Origin of the sequence: Aquamicrobium defluvii (genome assembly GCF_004363725.1) — a bacterium.
GTDB classification, from domain to species: Bacteria; Pseudomonadota; Alphaproteobacteria; order Rhizobiales; family Rhizobiaceae; genus Mesorhizobium; species Mesorhizobium defluvii.
Window position 1 is genome coordinate 195,529 of the sequence record NZ_SNZF01000001.1, and the last position, 16,788, is coordinate 212,316.

Annotated in this window: 18 protein-coding genes; 8 read left to right on the forward strand and 10 right to left on the reverse strand. The window is 63.0% G+C overall.

Annotation, left to right across the window (positions count from 1 at the left end; all coding sequences use genetic code 11):
* The gene (locus tag DES43_RS00960) at positions 1-924 is read left to right on the forward strand and encodes a dimethyl sulfoxide reductase anchor subunit family protein (RefSeq protein ID WP_035023744.1); all 924 of its coding nucleotides are present in this window, start codon (positions 1-3) and stop codon (positions 922-924) included.
* A gap of 67 nt (positions 925-991) precedes the next feature.
* Here the strand turns inward: DES43_RS00960 and DES43_RS22270 are convergent, their stop codons facing one another.
* From DES43_RS22270 to DES43_RS00985, 6 genes are all read right to left on the reverse strand, one after another.
* Positions 992-1,159 carry a hypothetical protein gene (locus DES43_RS22270; protein WP_156953449.1) on the reverse strand — a complete coding sequence of 56 codons (168 nt, stop codon included), beginning with the start codon at positions 1,157-1,159 and terminating at the stop codon, positions 992-994.
* Between the two features lie 99 nt (positions 1,160-1,258).
* Positions 1,259-2,176, reverse strand: a complete 918-nt coding sequence (locus DES43_RS00965; protein WP_133674773.1) for a lipid A biosynthesis lauroyl acyltransferase — start codon at positions 2,174-2,176, stop codon at positions 1,259-1,261.
* 82 nt (positions 2,177-2,258) lie between these two features.
* Positions 2,259-3,287, reverse strand: a complete 1,029-nt coding sequence (locus DES43_RS00970; RefSeq protein WP_035024100.1) for a zinc-binding dehydrogenase — start codon at positions 3,285-3,287, stop codon at positions 2,259-2,261.
* 77 nt (positions 3,288-3,364) lie between these two features.
* A complete protein-coding gene (locus tag DES43_RS00975; RefSeq protein WP_035023740.1) occupies positions 3,365-4,636 on the reverse strand; it encodes a beta-ketoacyl-ACP synthase in 1,272 nt (423 codons plus the stop codon).
* Between the two features lie 14 nt (positions 4,637-4,650).
* Positions 4,651-5,838 (reverse strand): beta-ketoacyl-ACP synthase, encoded by a 1,188-nt coding sequence (locus DES43_RS00980; RefSeq protein WP_035023738.1) that lies wholly within the window; start codon positions 5,836-5,838, stop codon positions 4,651-4,653.
* A gap of 34 nt (positions 5,839-5,872) precedes the next feature.
* Complete coding sequence (locus DES43_RS00985; protein WP_035023736.1) at positions 5,873-6,154, reverse strand: acyl carrier protein; 282 nt, start codon at positions 6,152-6,154, stop codon at positions 5,873-5,875.
* 178 nt (positions 6,155-6,332) lie between these two features.
* Here DES43_RS00985 and DES43_RS00990 point away from each other — a divergent pair, with 178 nt between their 5' ends.
* Positions 6,333-6,767 (forward strand): GFA family protein, encoded by a 435-nt coding sequence (locus tag DES43_RS00990; protein ID WP_035023734.1) that lies wholly within the window; start codon positions 6,333-6,335, stop codon positions 6,765-6,767.
* Positions 6,768-6,783: 16 nt separating this feature from the next.
* On the opposite strand, the gene DES43_RS00995 is transcribed toward DES43_RS00990, so the two are convergent.
* Complete coding sequence (locus DES43_RS00995; protein WP_035024098.1) at positions 6,784-7,332, reverse strand: histidine phosphatase family protein; 549 nt, start codon at positions 7,330-7,332, stop codon at positions 6,784-6,786.
* 430 nt (positions 7,333-7,762) lie between these two features.
* On the opposite strand from DES43_RS00995, the gene DES43_RS01000 reads away from it, so the two are divergent.
* A complete protein-coding gene (locus tag DES43_RS01000) occupies positions 7,763-9,220 on the forward strand; it encodes an NAD-dependent succinate-semialdehyde dehydrogenase (protein WP_035023732.1) in 1,458 nt (485 codons plus the stop codon).
* Positions 9,221-9,390: 170 nt separating this feature from the next.
* Positions 9,391-9,822 (forward strand): FixH family protein, encoded by a 432-nt coding sequence (locus DES43_RS01005; RefSeq protein ID WP_245264638.1) that lies wholly within the window; start codon positions 9,391-9,393, stop codon positions 9,820-9,822.
* Between the two features lie 20 nt (positions 9,823-9,842).
* Here DES43_RS01005 and DES43_RS01010 read toward each other — a convergent pair whose 3' ends face one another.
* Positions 9,843-10,292, reverse strand: a complete 450-nt coding sequence (locus tag DES43_RS01010) for an Lrp/AsnC ligand binding domain-containing protein (protein ID WP_035023731.1) — start codon at positions 10,290-10,292, stop codon at positions 9,843-9,845.
* A gap of 171 nt (positions 10,293-10,463) precedes the next feature.
* On the opposite strand from DES43_RS01010, the gene putA reads away from it, so the two are divergent.
* Complete coding sequence (gene putA / locus DES43_RS01015) at positions 10,464-14,090, forward strand: bifunctional proline dehydrogenase/L-glutamate gamma-semialdehyde dehydrogenase PutA (protein WP_035023729.1); 3,627 nt, start codon at positions 10,464-10,466, stop codon at positions 14,088-14,090.
* Between the two features lie 74 nt (positions 14,091-14,164).
* Here putA and hmuQ read toward each other — a convergent pair whose 3' ends face one another.
* Together hmuQ and DES43_RS01030 are read right to left on the reverse strand one after the other, a co-directional pair.
* Positions 14,165-14,479 (reverse strand): heme-degrading protein HmuQ, encoded by a 315-nt coding sequence (gene hmuQ, locus DES43_RS01020; protein ID WP_035023727.1) that lies wholly within the window; start codon positions 14,477-14,479, stop codon positions 14,165-14,167.
* A gap of 133 nt (positions 14,480-14,612) precedes the next feature.
* On the reverse strand, positions 14,613-15,026 hold the full coding sequence (locus DES43_RS01030; RefSeq protein WP_051520406.1) for a hypothetical protein: 414 nt from the start codon (positions 15,024-15,026) through the stop codon (positions 14,613-14,615).
* 156 nt (positions 15,027-15,182) lie between these two features.
* Here DES43_RS01030 and DES43_RS01035 point away from each other — a divergent pair, with 156 nt between their 5' ends.
* From DES43_RS01035 to DES43_RS01045, 3 genes are all read left to right on the forward strand, one after another.
* Positions 15,183-15,377, forward strand: a complete 195-nt coding sequence (locus DES43_RS01035) for a hypothetical protein (RefSeq protein ID WP_035023724.1) — start codon at positions 15,183-15,185, stop codon at positions 15,375-15,377.
* A 111-nt stretch (positions 15,378-15,488) separates the two neighbouring features.
* The gene (hemP, locus tag DES43_RS01040) at positions 15,489-15,698 is read left to right on the forward strand and encodes a hemin uptake protein HemP (RefSeq protein WP_035023721.1); all 210 of its coding nucleotides are present in this window, start codon (positions 15,489-15,491) and stop codon (positions 15,696-15,698) included.
* Positions 15,699-15,723: 25 nt separating this feature from the next.
* The gene (locus tag DES43_RS01045; protein ID WP_035023719.1) at positions 15,724-16,785 is read left to right on the forward strand and encodes a hemin-degrading factor; all 1,062 of its coding nucleotides are present in this window, start codon (positions 15,724-15,726) and stop codon (positions 16,783-16,785) included.
* Positions 16,786-16,788 lie beyond the last annotated feature (3 nt).

Sequence of the window (16,788 nt, forward strand, 5' to 3'; positions counted from 1 at the left end):
TTGCATCCGGCGCCTTCGATCATCCTGTTCACCACACTGTCCGGCCTTGGCTACGGGCTGGCAGCGATGCTTGGCCTCGGCCTGCTCGATCCCGCCCACATAGCGACGAAACTCGCGCATGTCGTTGCGCTGGCGCTGATCTCGGCGGGGCTGTTGTCTTCAACCGCACATCTCGGCAACCCGCAGCGCGCCTGGAGGGCGCTCAGCCAGTGGCGTTCGAGCTGGCTGTCGCGCGAGGGGGTTATGGCGATCGCCACCTTCGTGCCGCTCACATGGTCGGCCTGGCTGGCGGTCATCGAGGGCCGCTATTTCTGGCTGCCGGGGCTTCTTGGCATGGCAATGAGCCTTTTCACGGTATTCTGCACGGCCATGATCTATGCGTCGCTCAAATCCGTACAGGCATGGCACACAAGGCTGACACCGGCCTGCTATCTTCTTTTCGCGATAGCCGGAGGGCTGATGATCGCTCTTTTCGTTGCCGCATGTTCCGGTGCGGTCGAGCGATTGCTGCCCGCAGGCGCACTGGCTGCGCTGGCGGCGGCGTGGGCGGTGAAGGTGAAATGGCGCATGCGGATGCGGGAGCTTGCGCCACTTTCCACGCAGGAAAGCGCGACGGGTCTTGGTTATCTCGGCAGCGTGCGCCTGTTCGAGCGTCCGCATATGACGGAGAACTATCTTACCCGTGAAATGGGTTTTCGCGTCGGGCGCAAGCACGCCGCCAAACTGTGGAAGATTGCGGTATCATTCGGGGCAGTGGTCCCGGCCATGCTGTTGCTGGTTCTGATGGTGTGGGCACAAGGCGGCATGGCGGGAGCGTTGATTGCCGGCCTTGCGCTGGCCGCCTTCTCGGCCGGGCTTCTGGCGGAGCGGTGGCTGTTTTTCGCCGAAGCCCGCCATGCGGTGATGAACTACTATGGCGGATAACAAAAAGGCAGGGATGCTCATCCCTGCCGGTTCCATGTGACTGGCGAACTGCCGTATCGCGTGGCGTTCAGTTTGCCGTGGGCTTCTGCTGGGCAAGCTTGAACTGGCGCGACTTGCGCAGTCTCAGTGCGAGCCGGCGCAGTGCTGCGAATTTCTCACCCGGCTGCGCGATCTTCTGCTCTCCCCATGGGGTCCAGAGCATCGGGGGGCGGTTGCTGTCCCTGGTCGTCTTCATAATAAGCCTCCCTCACGAACATCGTACAAATAGTGTAACATATCGTGGGGAAAGGTGAAGTGACGCAAAGGCACTTCATGACCGGATTGCGGGGATGCGTCAGTTGCGTCCGCGAATGGTGCGGCGGCGGCCGCTGAGCTGCCAGCGCTTGTGGAACCACATCCATTGGCCGGGGTCCTCGCGCACCCAGCGCTCGACCACATCGGTGACGAGCTGGGTGGTTGCCTTCACGTCCACATTGCCTTTCGGACCGCGCGGCAGGTCGAGCTTTTCCTCGATTTCCAGCCGGTATCGGTTGCCCGGTAGGCGCACGCAACGGGCCGGATAGACGTCGCAGTCGTAATGGCGCGCCAGCATGCCGAGCAGGGGATTGGTCTGGCAGGTGCGGCCGAAGAAGGTCGTTTCCAGCCCGCTGATGAATTTCTGGTCGACCAGCACGCCGACATTGCCGCCCTGATCGAGGATCGAGGCCAGCGCGAAGGATGCGCCGCTGAGCGAGGGCAGCAGCGCGCCCATGTTCGATGCGCGCATCGACTGGATATATTCGGCGATGTAGGGATTGTTCGGGGGACGAAACAGCGCCGTCACCTTCATGCCGAAGGTAGCCGCCGCCACCGGCAGCAATTCGAAATTGCCGAGATGGCCGGTGAAGATGATGTGCGGGCGATGACTATCGGCAGCGATCCGCTCGAACAGCGCGATGCTTTCCTTCGAGACTTCGATGCGGCCGGGCTTGTCCGACCAGGGGTCGAGATCGAACAGCTTGTCGAGGAAGATGTATTCCGCACCCAGTTTCGCCATGTTGCCCCACATGTCGAGGGCGATGGCTTCGATCTCGGCCTCGCTCTTTTCGGGATAGGCGTGGCGCAGATTGTCCAGTGTCAGCCGATGGCGGCCGGTCAGCGGACCGATGCGGCGGGCGACACGGCCGGCGAAGTTGAGCGCGCTGTCCGGCGGCAGCAGGCGCAGTACCGACATGATGCCGATGGCAAGCTTCGCCACCAGCCAATGCCGCATCTTGCGGAAGCGCAGGGCGGTGCGGAATTTCAGCTCGCGCCGCCAGTTGCCGGTCGAACCGGAGGCCAAGGCGAAAAATCCCTCAGCCGACGTTGAGGATGATCTTGCCGAACACGTCGCGGCCTTCCATGCGCTTCAGCGCCGCGTCGATACCGTCAAAATCGACTTGAGTGTCGATGACCGGATGGACCAGCCCCGCCGCCATCTTCTGCATGGCATCGGCCATGTTCTCCATGCGGCACCCGAAGGAGCCGAGCAGCTTCAGCTGCTGCTGGAACAGCATCATCAGGTTCACTTCGGTCGATACGCCCGAGGTCGAGCCGCAGGTGACGAGACGGCCGCCGCGCTTGAGGCTCAGCATCGAACCGGCCCAGGTGTCCTTGCCGACATGCTCGAACACCACATCGACGCCCTTCTTCTTCGTCAGCTTGCGCACGACGCCCTCGAAGCGGTCCTCGCGGTAGTTGATGACATGATCGGCGCCCAGCGCCTTCGCCTTCTCGATCTTGTCGTTCGAGCCGACCGTGGTGATGACGGTGCAGCCCATCTTCTTGGCAAGCTGGATGGCGGCTGAGCCGATGCCGGAACCGCCGGCATGGATGAGGATCGTCTCGCCGGGTTGGAGCTTCGCGTTGTCGAACAGCATGTGCTCTACCGTGCCGAAGGTGACGGGCGCGACGGCGGCGCCTATGGCATCGACGCCAGGCGGGGCGGGCACCAGAAGGCGGGCGGGCAGGTTGATCTTTTCCTGCGCGAAGCCGTCGAGGTGGAAGCCGTGCACGCCGGAAACATGCTCGCACAGATTGTCGCGCTTTTCGCGGCAGGCGCGGCACAGCCCACAGGTGCGCGCGCCGTAGATGGAAACGAGCTGGCCGGGCAGGAGGTTCGACACGCCGGGGCCGACCGCCTCGACCTCGCCGGAAGCCTCAGCGCCGACGGTGAGCGGCAGCTTGCGCTTGGCGAAGGCCATGCCGCGCCAGCCCCAGACGTCGATGTGGTTGAGCGCCACGGCCTTGATGCGCAGCGTCACCTCGCCCTGTGCGGGGGCGGGCGGCGGGGCGATGTCAACCGTCTCCAGACGGCGATCCTCGATGAGTTGCAGTGCGCGCATCGAACGACGCTCCATATCAACGAAAGAACGGGCGGCAGGGCCGTCCCGTCCGTGCAATTAATTTCACCCCAGGGGGATTAGACAGGTTCCCGTGCCATGACAAGGCAGGTGTTCTGGCCACCGAAGCCGAAGGAGTTGGAGAGCACCGTCCTCACACTGGCCTCGCGCTTCACGTTGGGCACGACATCCAGCGCAATCGCCGGATCGGGATTGTCGTAATTGATGGTCGGCGGAATGACGCCCTCGCGCATCGTCATCAGCGAAAAGGCGGCCTCGATGGCGCCGGCGGCGGACAGCGTGTGGCCGATCATCGACTTGTTGGACGAGATCGGAATGCGGTTGATGTGCTCGCCGAACACGGTCGACAGCGACATATGCTCCATCTTGTCGTTTTCCGGCGTCGAGGTGCCATGGGCGTTGATGTAGTCGATGCCATCCTCGCCCAGTCCCGCGTCGGCAAGGGCGGCGCGCACCGCCGCGATGGCAGGTGAGCCGTCCGGCTTGGAGCGGGTGCGGTGGAAATCGTCGGCCTTCTCGCCGCAGCCCTGAATGATGCCAAGCACTGTCGCGCCGCGGGCTGTGGCGGATTCCAGCGATTCCAGCACGAGCGCCGCCGAGCCTTCGGCCAGAACGAATCCGTCGCGGTCCTTCGAGAAGGGTTTTGAAGCCTTTTCAGGAGCGTCGTTGCTGGTCGAGAGCGCCGACAGCAGCGAGAAGCGGATCAGCGCCTCGGCGGTGGCCGAGCCGTCCGCACCGATGGAGAGCGCGCGCTGCGCCTCGCCGCGCCGGATTGCCTCGACGCCGAGCTGGATGGCGGTCGCGCCGGATGCGCAGGCGGTGGAAAGCGTGATCGGCAGGCCGGTCGCGCCGAAACGGTCGGCCAGACGGTCGGCGATGGAGGCGAACTGCGCGGAATCGAACATCTCCAGCGAATTGAGGTTGCGCGCAACCTCCAGCAACCGGTCCGAGGCGGGTTCGCGATCACCGCCCTTGTAGAGCGCGAGGCGGTCGTGCCAGTCGAGTTCCACCGGCGGAGAGGCGAGGAACAGCGGTCCGCCGAAATCGTCGATGGTAAAGCCCGCTTCGGTGATGGCTTCCCCGGCGGCAGTCTCGGCCAGTTCGTAGGTCAGCGCGCTGGCGCCCTTGGAGCTGGAGGCGAGGAAATCCACCGTGCCGGCGATGCGGGTGTTGAGCTGGTCGACAGGAAAGCGCGTGATCGGATGGATGCCGGACCTGCCGGCGGTCAGCGCTTCCCAGTTGTCTTTCTTGCCGACGCCGAGCGAAGTCACTACGCCGATACCGGTGACGGCCACGACGGGACGTCCAAGATGATCCGTGAACTTCGTCATGTCAGGCTCCGGCTTCAATCTGATGCGCTGACCAGCGCCATGCCCTCGAAATGGTGATAGCCGATGGTCGTTGCCAGAACGGATTTCAGCGGCCCGTCGAATGCCTTCTCGCCGGCCTCGAAAGGCGGATAGGCGGCGCTGTTGGCGACGGCGAGGGCGGCGAGGGCCACGGCGAACGGGAACTGCGCTTCCTTGAGATGGCCGGTCAGCGTCGAGAAAGCGCGCGCTGCAATGTCGGTCCTGGCGTCTATTACGGCCTTTTCGGTGGCGGTCGCCTTGTGCGCGCCGGATGCACCGGAAATGGCGAGCAGCCCGTTTTCGGGTGCATCGATCGTATCGAGCAGCTTCCCGATTCCGGCTGCCAGTTCGTCCTTGCCGCGACGGGCACGGCCGGAGGCAACGGGACCGAGGGTGGCATAGATGCGCTGGCCGCGCTTTTTGGCATGCTCGCGGCTTTCCAGCACGAGGAACGCGCCGCCGGAGCCGGAAACGATGCCACCGCCTTCCGCGCCCTGCCGCTGCCAGACCGGCTTCCACTCGCCGCGATGCAGGTAGCCGGCAAGCTCGTAGCCCAGCAGCATATCGGGATGCTCGGTCTGGAACGCGCCGCCGACCAGCATGTGGGTGGACTGGCCCGACCGGATGCGCGCGGCCGCCGTCTCGATGGCCGAAACGCCCGCGCCTTCCTCGCCCATGAAGGTGCGCGAGGAGCCGGTGACCTTGTGGACGATGGAGATGTTGCCGGCCAGCAGATTGGAAAGCTGGGCCAGGAAGAGGGTGGGGCGCAGCTCCGTGGTCAGCTTTTCGTTGAGCAGAACGTCGAAGTCGTCGCGCTGCACGGAAGCGGCCAGAATGTCGGAATCGACGGCCACGTCGCGCTCGCCGCCGCCTGCCGCCACCACCATGTCCATGGTGGCGCAAAGGTCCTCATTGTCCTTGATGCCGGCGTCGGTCAGTGCGAGCCCGGCGACATAGGTGCCGAGGCGCTGCCAGGTCTCCATCTGGCGCTGATCGCCGCGCTTGGCGATCTGGAGGCTCCAGTCGATCTCCGGCAGCGGATGGATGGTGTAGGGCGCGAAGCGCTCTGCATCGATCACCGGCTTCGTGCCGGAAGCGGACAGCTTCTGCCAGTGCGTATCGGCACCCTCCCCAAGGGAGGAGACGAGGCCGATGCCGGTGATGACGACGTCGCGAGCGCTCATATGATTTTGACGATCCTCTGCCTGTCCGGAGGGCTCAGGCGCCCTTGGCGGCGATCAGACCGTCGATCTTGGCGCAGAGGTTCTTCATGACGAAATATTCGTCGGTGGATGCCTTGCCGTCATTGACCTCCTGGGTCCACTTTTCGAGCGGAACCTTGATGCCGAATTCCTTGTCGATGGCGAACACGATGTCGAGGAAGTCGAGGCTGTCGATGCCCAGATCGTCGATGGTGTGGCTGTCGGGCGTGATCGTGGCAAGGTCGATCTCGCTGGTGTCGGCGATGATCTTGGCGACTTTATCGAACGTGGTAGACAAGGGCTTTTCCTTCGGTTTTCCGGCGAAAGCTGTATTCAAGCGTTTGGCCGCTGTCTAATCGGTTTTTGCCGGCAGGAAAAGGCCGAATGTGCCGCAGCCCGGGCCATGGCCCTGCTGTTGACGCTTGGTGGCGCTTTTCCATGCCAGCCTGATGTCGGTCCACCAGATGGAGATTGCAATGCCCAATTTCGATATGAGTGAAGCCCGCGGCGCCTGCCATTGCGGAACTGTCCGGTTCCATGTGCGCCTGCGCGACGGGCTGCGTTCGGCGCGCCGCTGCACATGCAGCTATTGCCGGATGCGCGGTGCCGTTGCGGTGACGGCCGAACCCGGCGACTTCGATATTCTGGAGGGGCGGGACAAGCTGACCCTCTATCAATTCAACACTGGCACCGCCAAACACTATTTCTGTTCGGTCTGCGGCATCTACACCCATCACCAGAGGCGCTCCAACCCGAATGAATACGGTGTCAATGCGGCCTGCCTCGAAGGCGTGAGCCCGTTCGATTTCGGAGAAGTGCCGGTGACGGATGGCATCAACCATCCTTCGGACGGCAAGCGCAGCGGGTCGGGCATCGTCGGCGTCCTGAAATTCATCGCAGCCGAGGCGTGAGGGCCGCACGTCGGCTTCAGAACGTCACACGCCCCAGCACTCGAACGCCGTCGCCTTGCGGAGCGACGATGACAACCTCGCCCTCGCGGGGGGAAACGCCGGTGATTTCCTGAATATTTTCCAGATGGGTGACCAGCACCAGCAGATCCGAACCCGAATAGGTGCGGATTTCTTCGAGAATCGCGTCTATCTGCCGGGACCGTTCTTCTGCGTCCTCGCTCAGCGGGTCGAGCGCGTCGAGAGCTTCGGGCTGACTTCCGAAGGCAAGGCGCGCCGTATCCAGGCACCGGCAATAGCGGCTCGACTGCACCCTTTCGATGCGGGCGGCGCGCGCGCCGAACAGCGCGCCGATCTTTCGCGCCTGCTGCCTGCCACGATCGGACAGGTTGCGCTGCGTATTGCATTGCCCGATGTCGAAATTGGCGGGCTCGGCGCTGCCGCTGATCATGGCATGCCGCAGCAGCACGACATGCCCGCCTTCGCGCAATGCCGCCCAGCCTGCATCCGTGGCGCTGGCGGGCAGGGCAAAGAGCAGGACGAGCAGCGCGGTGAGGTATCGGAGCATGAGCATTCCTGTTTCGATTCGAGGCATATAGGGACGCCAAAGCCCTTTGAAAAACAAGAAGGCGGGGTTTGCGGGCGAATCAACTATTCGTTGACGAACCCTTACCTTCCCTGTGCCCGCTGCGATGAAGCGTGCTGCCGGCGTGTATTGGCGTGGAGTTGCATGTCTTCCCTGATCGGGCAGGGGCTGGCCTCGAACCAGATGACCCTGTCCACGTTGATGGCGACGGTGACGGCATCAACGTGGCTGGTCGTGGCCGGGTACATATCGGGATGAAATACGCCGCACTGGACCAGCGCAAAGATAGGCGAAAGCGGTTGATCCGTGTAGTTTGCCTGCGATAAGAGCGGCGTGTGCGCGTGTTTCCCGGCGCGTCGTTTCACGAATTCCTGACAGCGGCGCTGGAACAGCGCCCAGCGGAGGCAAGCATATGCTCCAGAAGACCAGCCATTTCATGAAGCAGGCCAATCTCATCAACGGTGAATGGGTGCAGGCCGATTCCGGCCAGACCATCGACGTGATCAATCCTGCCACGGGCCTCAAGATCGGCACCGTGCCGAAATCGGGCGCTGCCGAAACCCGCCGCGCCATCGCAGCTGCCGAAGAGGCGTTTCAGTCGTTCCGCAGGACTTCGGCGCTGGATCGCTCGAAATTGCTGCGCAAGCTGCATGACGCCATCATGGACAATCAGGATGCGCTGGCCGAACTGCTGACCATGGAGCAGGGCAAGTCCCTGACGGAGGCCAGGGGTGAAGTCGGCTCTTCCGCCGCCTATGTGCTGTGGTTCGCCGAAGAAGCGCGTCGCGCCTATGGCGATGTGGTGCCTTCTCCATGGGCCGATCGCCGTGTGCTGGTCACGAAGGAGCCGGTCGGCGTGGTTGCCGCGATCACGCCGTGGAACTTCCCCTCGTCCATGCTGTCGCGCAAGCTCGGCCCCGCGCTCGCCGCTGGCTGTACCGCTGTCGTCAAGCCTGCTTCGCAGACGCCTTACTCCGGTCTTGCATGGGGTGCGCTGTGCGAGGAAGTCGGCTTCCCGAAGGGCGTCGTCAACATCGTGACGGGTTCGGCCGGCGCTATCGGCGATGAGATTTGCGCCAACCCGCTGGTCAAGAAGCTGACCTTCACCGGCTCGACGGAAGTCGGCAAGATGCTCATGGAAAAATGCGCCTCGACGGTGAAGAAAGTTTCCATGGAACTCGGCGGCAACGCGCCGTTCCTTGTGTTCGACGATGCCGACATCGACCGCGCGGTGCAGGGTGCGATCGCCGCGAAGTTCCGCAATTCCGGCCAGACCTGCGTGTGTACCAACCGTTTCTTCGTGCAGGCCGGCATCTACGATGCTTTCGTGGAAAAGCTCGCCGAGGCTTCCGCGTCGCTGAAGGTCGGGCCGGGGCTTGACGAAGGCGTGCAGCAGGGCCCACTGATCGACGTCAATGCGGTCGAAAAGGTCGAGGAATTCATCGAGGACGCGGTTGCCAAGGGCGGCAAGGTCGTCACCGGCGGCAAGCGCCATGAACTGGGCGGTTCGTTCTTCCAGCCGACCGTGGTGGCCGGCGCGACCCCGCAGATGAAGTTCATGAAGGAGGAAATCTTCGGGCCGCTCGCGCCTGTCTTCAGGTTCGAGACCGAGGAAGAGGCCGTCGCACTGGCCAACGATACGGAGTTCGGGCTGGCCTGCTACTTCTACACCGGCGATCTCGGCCGCGCCTTCCGCGTCATGGAGGGCCTGAAATACGGCATGGTCGGCGTTAACGAAGGCATCATCACCACGCCGGAAGCGCCGTTCGGCGGCGTCAAGGAATCCGGCCTCGGCCGCGAGGGCGGCCATCAGGGCATGGACGACTATCTCGACACCAAATATGTCTGCATCGGCGGACTTGGCCTTTGATGAGGGACCTCTGGTCCCCTGAGATCAGGGCGCGCTTCGGCGCGCCCTTTTCCGTTTCCGAAGGCAACGGACTCTGGTCATAAGGATCATGAAACCCATATAATCCGATCGTGATCCGGTTTGCCGGGCGATCAGGTTCCATTTCCGGCCGGGGCAACGTTTTGGCATCCTTGGGGCGCAATCTTCTCATCTCCGCCGGCATCACGGCGGCGTTTATCGCCATTCTTGCCGCTGTCTATTTCTGGGGGGCAGACAAGACCAGGCAGGACATCGCCAAGGCCAAGCAGAGCGAGAATGGCCTGTTCAGCGTCATCATGCAGCCGGAAAAGGGCGCGATTCGCATAGGCGAAACCCAGTCGTGGCTGGTCACGGTCAAATCGAAAGAGGGGCAGCCGGTGGAGAACGCCGCGCTGCACGTTTCCGGCGGGATGGCCGAGCAAAATCTGGGCTTGCCGACCAGCCCGCAGGCGACAGGCTATCTGGGCAACGGGCGCTACCGGATCGAAGGCGTTAGGTTCTCCGTTCCCGGCTGGTGGCAGTTGCGCCTGTGGATATTCGCGGCTGCCGGAACCGATACGGTGGTCTTCAACATCGTCCTGTAATGTATTGAATTTTCTATAGATTACCGCTCCTTGACGGTCTCCATCGCCACGAAGGTCGAGGTCTGTGCGACGTGGGGCAGGGCAGAAATGCGCTCTCCCAGCACGCGGCGATAGCTGGCGATGTCGCTGGTGCGGACTTTCAGGAGATAGTCGAAGCTCGCCGCCATCATGTGGCATTGCTCGATTTCCCGCACATTCTGGACAGCACGGTTGAACTCGTCGAGCGCCGCCGAGCGCGTGTCCGACAGTTTCACCTGTACGAAGGCGACATGGCCTTCGCCCATGCGCTCGCGGTCGATGATGGCGCTGTAGCCGCGGATGAAGCCGTCGCGCTCCAGCCGCTTCACGCGTGCCTGCACCGGCGTCTTCGACAGACCCACCCTTGCGGCCAGTTCCGCCATGGAAAGCCGGCCATCGCGTCCCAGCGCGGCAAGGATGCTTCGATCCATGCGGTCCAGATGATCTTCCATATGCGCTTATGAAATTCCTTTGAGCGAAAAATTGGAAAATAATTAGTTCATATGAGCTGAATTGTCCATTTTTTTGGACCGGATAAATTTCAGGGCTCGTGCTAGGATTTTCCTATCGGTCGTGGCGGCCGCCAGACCGTTGAGATTTGCTTTTGTTTCGACAGGAACGCCATGCCCACCCTTGCCTCCATCCGCCAGCAGATTCGCGCCAATTATCTGCCCGACGAGGGCGCCGCCGTAAAACGGCTGGTCGAGACCGTCGCCCTGTCGCCCGAAGAGCGCAGGGGCATCACCCAACGGGCAGTCGAACTCGTGAAGGCCGTGCGCGGCTCGTCCGACCCGCGCCTGATGGAAGTCTTCCTCTCGGCCTACGGGCTTTCCACCAAGGAAGGCGTCGCGCTGATGTGCCTGGCCGAAGCGCTGCTGCGCGTGCCGGACGCCGAGACCATGGACGACCTGATCGCCGACAAGATCGCCCCGCACGACTGGTCGGCCCATTCCGGCTCGTCCTCGTCCATCTTCGTCAACGCCTCGACATGGGCGCTGATGCTGACCGGGCGGGTTCTGGACGAGGGCGAGGGCACTATCGAAAAGACGCTGCGCTCCATGGTGCGCCGTCTGGGAGAGCCGGTGATCCGCAAGGCGGTGGCTGCGGCGATGCGCGAAATGGGCGAGCAGTTCGTGCTTGGCCGTACCATCGCAGAGGCGATGAAGCGCGGCAGGTCGATGACCGACAAGGGCTATCTCTATTCCTTCGACATGCTGGGCGAGGCGGCGCGCACAGAGGCGGACGCCCTGCGCTATCTCAATGCCTATGCCGACGCCATCGCCGCGCTGGACACGCCCGCAAACGGCCCCGACATTCGCCGCAACCACGGCATTTCGGTGAAGCTGTCGGCCATCCATCCACGCTACGAGGTGGCCCAGAAGGAAACCATGCTGCCGGTGATGGCCGAGCGGCTGCTGTCGCTGGCGCTGGCGGCGAAGAAGGCCAATATGGGCCTCAATATCGACGCCGAGGAAGCCGACCGGCTCGACCTGTCGCTGGACGTCATCGAGCGCGTTCTGGCCGATGAGCGCCTTGCCGGCTGGAACGGCTTCGGTGTCGTTGTGCAGGCTTACGGGCCGCGCTGCGCCTTCGCCATCGACTGGCTTCATGCACTGGCGAAGAAGCTCGACCGCAACATCATGGTGCGGCTGGTGAAGGGCGCCTACTGGGATACGGAGATCAAGCGGGCGCAGGTGATGGGACTTTCCGGCTATCCGGTCTTCACCCGCAAGGCCAATACGGACGTGTCCTATCTGGCCTGCGCGAAAAAGCTGCTGTCGATGACCGACCGCATCTATCCGCAGTTCGCCACGCACAATGCCCATACGGTCGCCGCGATCCTCTCCATGGCCCCGGACCGGAACTGCTTCGAGTTCCAGCGGCTGCATGGCATGGGCGAACAGCTGCACGAGACGGTGCGCAAGGCGGAAGGCACGCGTTGCCGCATCTATGCGCCTGTCGGCGCTCATTCGGATCTGCTTGCCTATCTGGTGCGCCGCCTTCTGGAGAACGGCGCCAATTCCTCCTTCGTGCACCAGCTCACCGACGAGGCGGTGCCGCCTGAAGCCATCGCCCGCGATCCGTTGGAGATCGTTGAAACGCAGGGGCCGGCGGCCAATCCGAATATCGCGAAGCCAGCGGCAATCTTCGGTGCAGACCGCCGCAACGCCAGAGGCTGGGACATCACCGACGTCGTGACGCTCGATGCAATCGAACGGGAGCGGGCACCCTTCGCCGCCCCGTACAGATGGCAGGCGAAGCCGCTCACCCGTGCCAAAGGCAAGGGCAGCGCGCGCGATGTCGTCAACCCCGCCGTTATCGGGGAGGTGGTTGGAACGGTGACGGAGGCCGGTGAAGCGCAGGTGCAGGCGGCGGTTGGATTTGCCGTGAAGGCGCAGCCTGGCTGGGCCACGCGCCCTGTCGCCGAGCGGGCCGATATTCTGCGCCGTGCGGCCGATCTTTATGAAGCCAATGCAGCCGAGTTCTTCGCCTTGGCCACGCGCGAAGCGGGAAAGACACTGGCCGATGGCGTGGCCGAGGTGCGCGAGGCGGTGGACTTCCTGCGTTATTATGCTTCCGAAGCCGAAAATGCGGAAGCGGGAACGGAAGCACGCGGCGTGATTGCCTGCATTTCGCCATGGAATTTTCCGCTCGCCATCTTCACCGGCCAGATCGCGGCGGCACTCGTTACTGGCAATGCTGTCGTCGCCAAGCCGGCCGAGCAGACGCCGCTGATCGCCTGTCGTGCCGTTGAACTGCTGCGCGAGGCGGGCGTTCCCGAAGATGTGATCCAGCTCCTGCCGGGTGACGGTCCCTCGGTCGGGGCACCGCTGACCGCCGATCCGCGAATCGCCGGCGTCTGCTTTACAGGCTCGACCGATGTCGCAAAGCTGATCGAAAGGCAGCTTGCCGACACTGCGCAGCCCGATTCCATGCTCATCGCCGAAACCGGCGGCCTCAACGCCATGGTGGTCGATTCCACCGCGCTGCCCGAGCAGGCGGTGCGCGATATTCTGGCTTCAGCCTTCCAGAGTGCGGGCCAGCGCTGCTCGGCGCTGCGCATCCTCTACGTCCAGAAGGACGTGGAAAAGAAAGTGCGGGAAATGCTCGTCGGTGCCATGGAGGAGCTGCGGCTCGGCAATCCATGGTCGATCTCCACCGATGTCGGCCCGCTCATCGACGCTGAGGCGCAGGAGGCCATCGGCGGCTACTGCAGCGATATGGCGTCGCGCGGCAAGGTCGTGGCAAAGCTGGATGCACCGGAAGGCGGCCGTTTCGTCGCACCGCATGTCATCTCGGTGCGTGGCATCGAGGAGATCGAGCGCGAGGTGTTCGGCCCGGTGCTGCATGTGGCGGCATTCGAGGCCGACAAGCTCGATTCGGTGATCGGAGCGGTCAATGCACGCGGCTATGGTCTCACCTTCGGCCTGCATACCCGCATCGAAGGCCGCGCCCAGCACTTCGTGGATGGGATCCATGCCGGCAACATCTATGTCAACCGCAACCAGATCGGTGCCGTGGTCGGGTCGCAGCCATTCGGAGGCGAGGCGCTGTCGGGCACAGGTCCCAAAGCCGGCGGCCCGCATTATCTGCGCCGGTTCCGCAAAAGTGCTGAAGCGGGCGGAGCGCTTGCGGCGGCCCGCGTGGCGGCGGCCCGCGTGGCGACGGCGAAGGAACTGAAGGACAACATGCCCGATCCGTCGCTCGGCAACTGGTCGGCGCGGCCGGATCGCATCGCCATCCTGCGCAAGCATTTGCGGGGCAAGGGAGCGGCTGCGGTTGCCGCCGCTGCGGGCATCGATTTCGGGCAGGTCGACCTGCCGGGCCCCACCGGCGAGGCGAACACCCTGGCGCTGACGCCGCGCGGCCGCGTGCTCGTCCTCGGTCCCGATGCCGACACGCTTCTGGCGCAGGCGATTCAGGCTCTGGCGGCCGGAAATGCCGTGCTGGCCGCCGCACCTGATGCTGCTGCCGTACTTTCGGCGCTGACCGGCAAGGGGCTGCCCATCGCCGTGCTGGATGCGCGTCCCGACGAGGCGCAGCTCTCGTCGCTGCCGGTCGACGTCGTTGCCTTTTCAGGCGCTGCGGATGAGGCGAGCGCCATTCGTCGCGCACTGGCCGAACGGGCAGGCCCGATTGTGCCGCTGGTCACCGAAGTGATCTATCCGGCCGCTTACGCGCATGAGCGTGCGGTTTGTGTCGATACGACCGCGGCCGGAGGCAATGCCAGCCTGCTTGCGAGCGTATGATTTAAAAGGCTCCGGGGACATGGCCCCGGAGCCGCTGTCATCATGAAGGGTTGAAAGGCCGTGGCAAAAGGGGCTCAGGCGCCCTCGATCGCCGAGAAGCCTTCGAACCGGGGATGCCCCGCCGTCAATACCTTGCCGGTTCCGGCGTTCTTGTGAGAATCGCGGAAGTTCTGCGACTTCGTCCAGGCGATGAAGTCGTCCTCGCTTTCCCACACCGTGTGCGAGGCATAGAGCGTGTAACCCTCGGTTTCATTCACCGGCCCGCGCAGCAGGTGGAAGGTGCGGAAGCCCTTCATCTCGTGCAGCTTCGAATCGCGGTTTTTCCAGAGGTTCTCGAAATCCGTTTCCGAGCCCTTCAGGACCTTGAAACGGTTCATGGCAATGTACATCGACTATCCTTTCAGATTAGAGCAATTCCAGCAAAAGTGCGAAGCGGTTTTGCGTTCGGAATTGCGTAAAAACAAAAGGTTAGAGCGCTTCTGCGATTCGAGGAAAAGCGGAAATGCTCTAACGGAAACCGGTTCACAGGCCGAATCTGATGTCGGTCTTCGAACTGGGCTTGAGCGCCTTCATGCAGGCTGATGGCTCGATACCTTCTCCGGCGCAATCGTTTGAACCGTTGACGAGCACGCGCGAGATCTTCGTGCAGTCCATGCCTGAAAGGTCGAAGCGTGTTACCTTGGTCTTGCCGGCCGGCAGTTCCTTGAAGTCGAGGACCGTCATGCGGTCCACGACGCCCGAATCATCGAACAGGGCGATCTCGTAAGATGCCTTGGTGAGGTCCGAGCCGAGGCCGTTGTTGACCACGAATGTCAGCCTGCAACCTTTGTCGGACGGCTGGGCCGCGTTGAGTTCGAGCGAAAGCGCGGAAGTTTGTTCAGGCGCGGCGTCCTGCGCAAAGCTCGGGGAAGCCACAAGGCCGGCGAATGCCAGCATCGCGATCTGGAAAAGTGCAGGGCGTTTCACTTCGTCGTCACCTTTCTTGCCGTTCAGCATGCAGTTTGACCAGCACGCTGGCCGCGTTTCGCCGGATACCGGACCGGAATTGAAAACTTGAACCGCTCTGGCATGTTATAAGTCCTGCATGCTCGCATGGCGATTGTCGAGAGCCCAAATTCGGCTGTGTTGTCAAAAAAGTCGGATGACGGCGGTGCCTCGCTACCCTTGCCGCCGATCGGCGGGCTGGCCGTCCCGATGACGGCAGTCGCGGCGGAGATATTCCCTGTGGGTGAAAATCCGCACGGCAGCTTTCATCCGCTGCTTTTTTGTTCTGGCGCCGACCTTTAATGTTGACTAATTTGGTCCGGTATTGCAGTGGTTATAAAACATGATCATTGCAGTCAAGAAATGGTCATGTCGAGCTAGCCCCTAGCCATCCAACGAGAGGGACCGAGACCGATGACTGCGCACACTCCCGACGACTTCCGCTATCGCATCCGCCGCGCGGACCAGCCTGTTCCGGTGCGGGTCGAGCGCACGCCATTTTCCGTCAGGACGCTTTCTTCCAACAGCCTGTTCCAGGGCGAGCACGAGATCGGCATCGAGCATCACGGTGCGCTCTACCGGCTCAAGATCACCCGTCAGGGCAAGCTGATCCTGAACAAGTAAGCGTCGCCTTTCAACAGGTGGAGCCATGGACCAGCGCGTAAAGCCGAGCCCGTTCGAGATCAGGCGGGCCCGGACCGAAAATCCCAGGATGCGCGAGCGCGATCTGTCGGCGCAGCTCGGCATATCGGAGGCCGAGCTTCTGGCGGCGCATTGCGGCCATGAGGTCGTGCGCATCGATACCCGGGTCGCGGCCGTTCTCAGCGGTCTGCGCGGGGTGGGCGAAGTGATGGCGCTGACCCGCAACGAGAGCGCCGTGCACGAGAAGATCGGCGTCTATGACAAGATTTCGGCTGGCGAGCACAATGCGCTCGTGCTCGGCCGCGACATCGACCTGCGCATTTTCCCAAAGGCGTGGGCGCATGGATTTGCGGTGGAAAAGCGCACTGGCGACGACCTGCGCCACAGCCTGCAGTTCTTCGACCGGGCAGGCCATGCGGTGCACAAGATCCATCTGCGCAACGCCTCCAATCTTTATGCCTTTCACAAGCTGGTCGAGGAATTGCGCAGCGCCGATCAGGGTCTTCATATCGACATCGATCCGGCTTCCGAACCTGATTCTGCGTCTTTCGAGGGAGCGTCGGTCGATGTCGAGGACCTGCGCGAGCGCTGGGGTGCGCTCATGGATGTGCATCAGTTCTTCGGAATGCTGCGTGCGCTGAAGATCGGCCGCCTTCAGGCCATGCGCATGGTCGGCCCGGAATACGCGTGGAGGGTCGACGAGGATGCGGTTGCCGCCCTGATGCACCATGCTGCGGCCGAAGGCTTGCCGATCATGTGTTTCGTCGGCAATCACGGCTGCATCCAGATACATACGGGTCCGATCAGCTCGGTGAAGCCGATGGGGCCGTGGCTGAACGTCCTCGACGAGACGTTCCACCTGCATTTGCGCCTCGACCATATCGCCGAGGTGTGGGGTGTTCGCAAACCGACGCGAGATGGGTTTGTGACGTCGATAGAAGCCTACGATTCCCGGGGCAGGATGATTATCCAGTTTTTCGGTGAGCGCCATGAGGGCGAAATGGAGCGTGACGACTGGCGCTTCCTTGCCGAAAATCTTCCCAAGGTGCCGGTTTCGCTTCCGGCTTGAAGG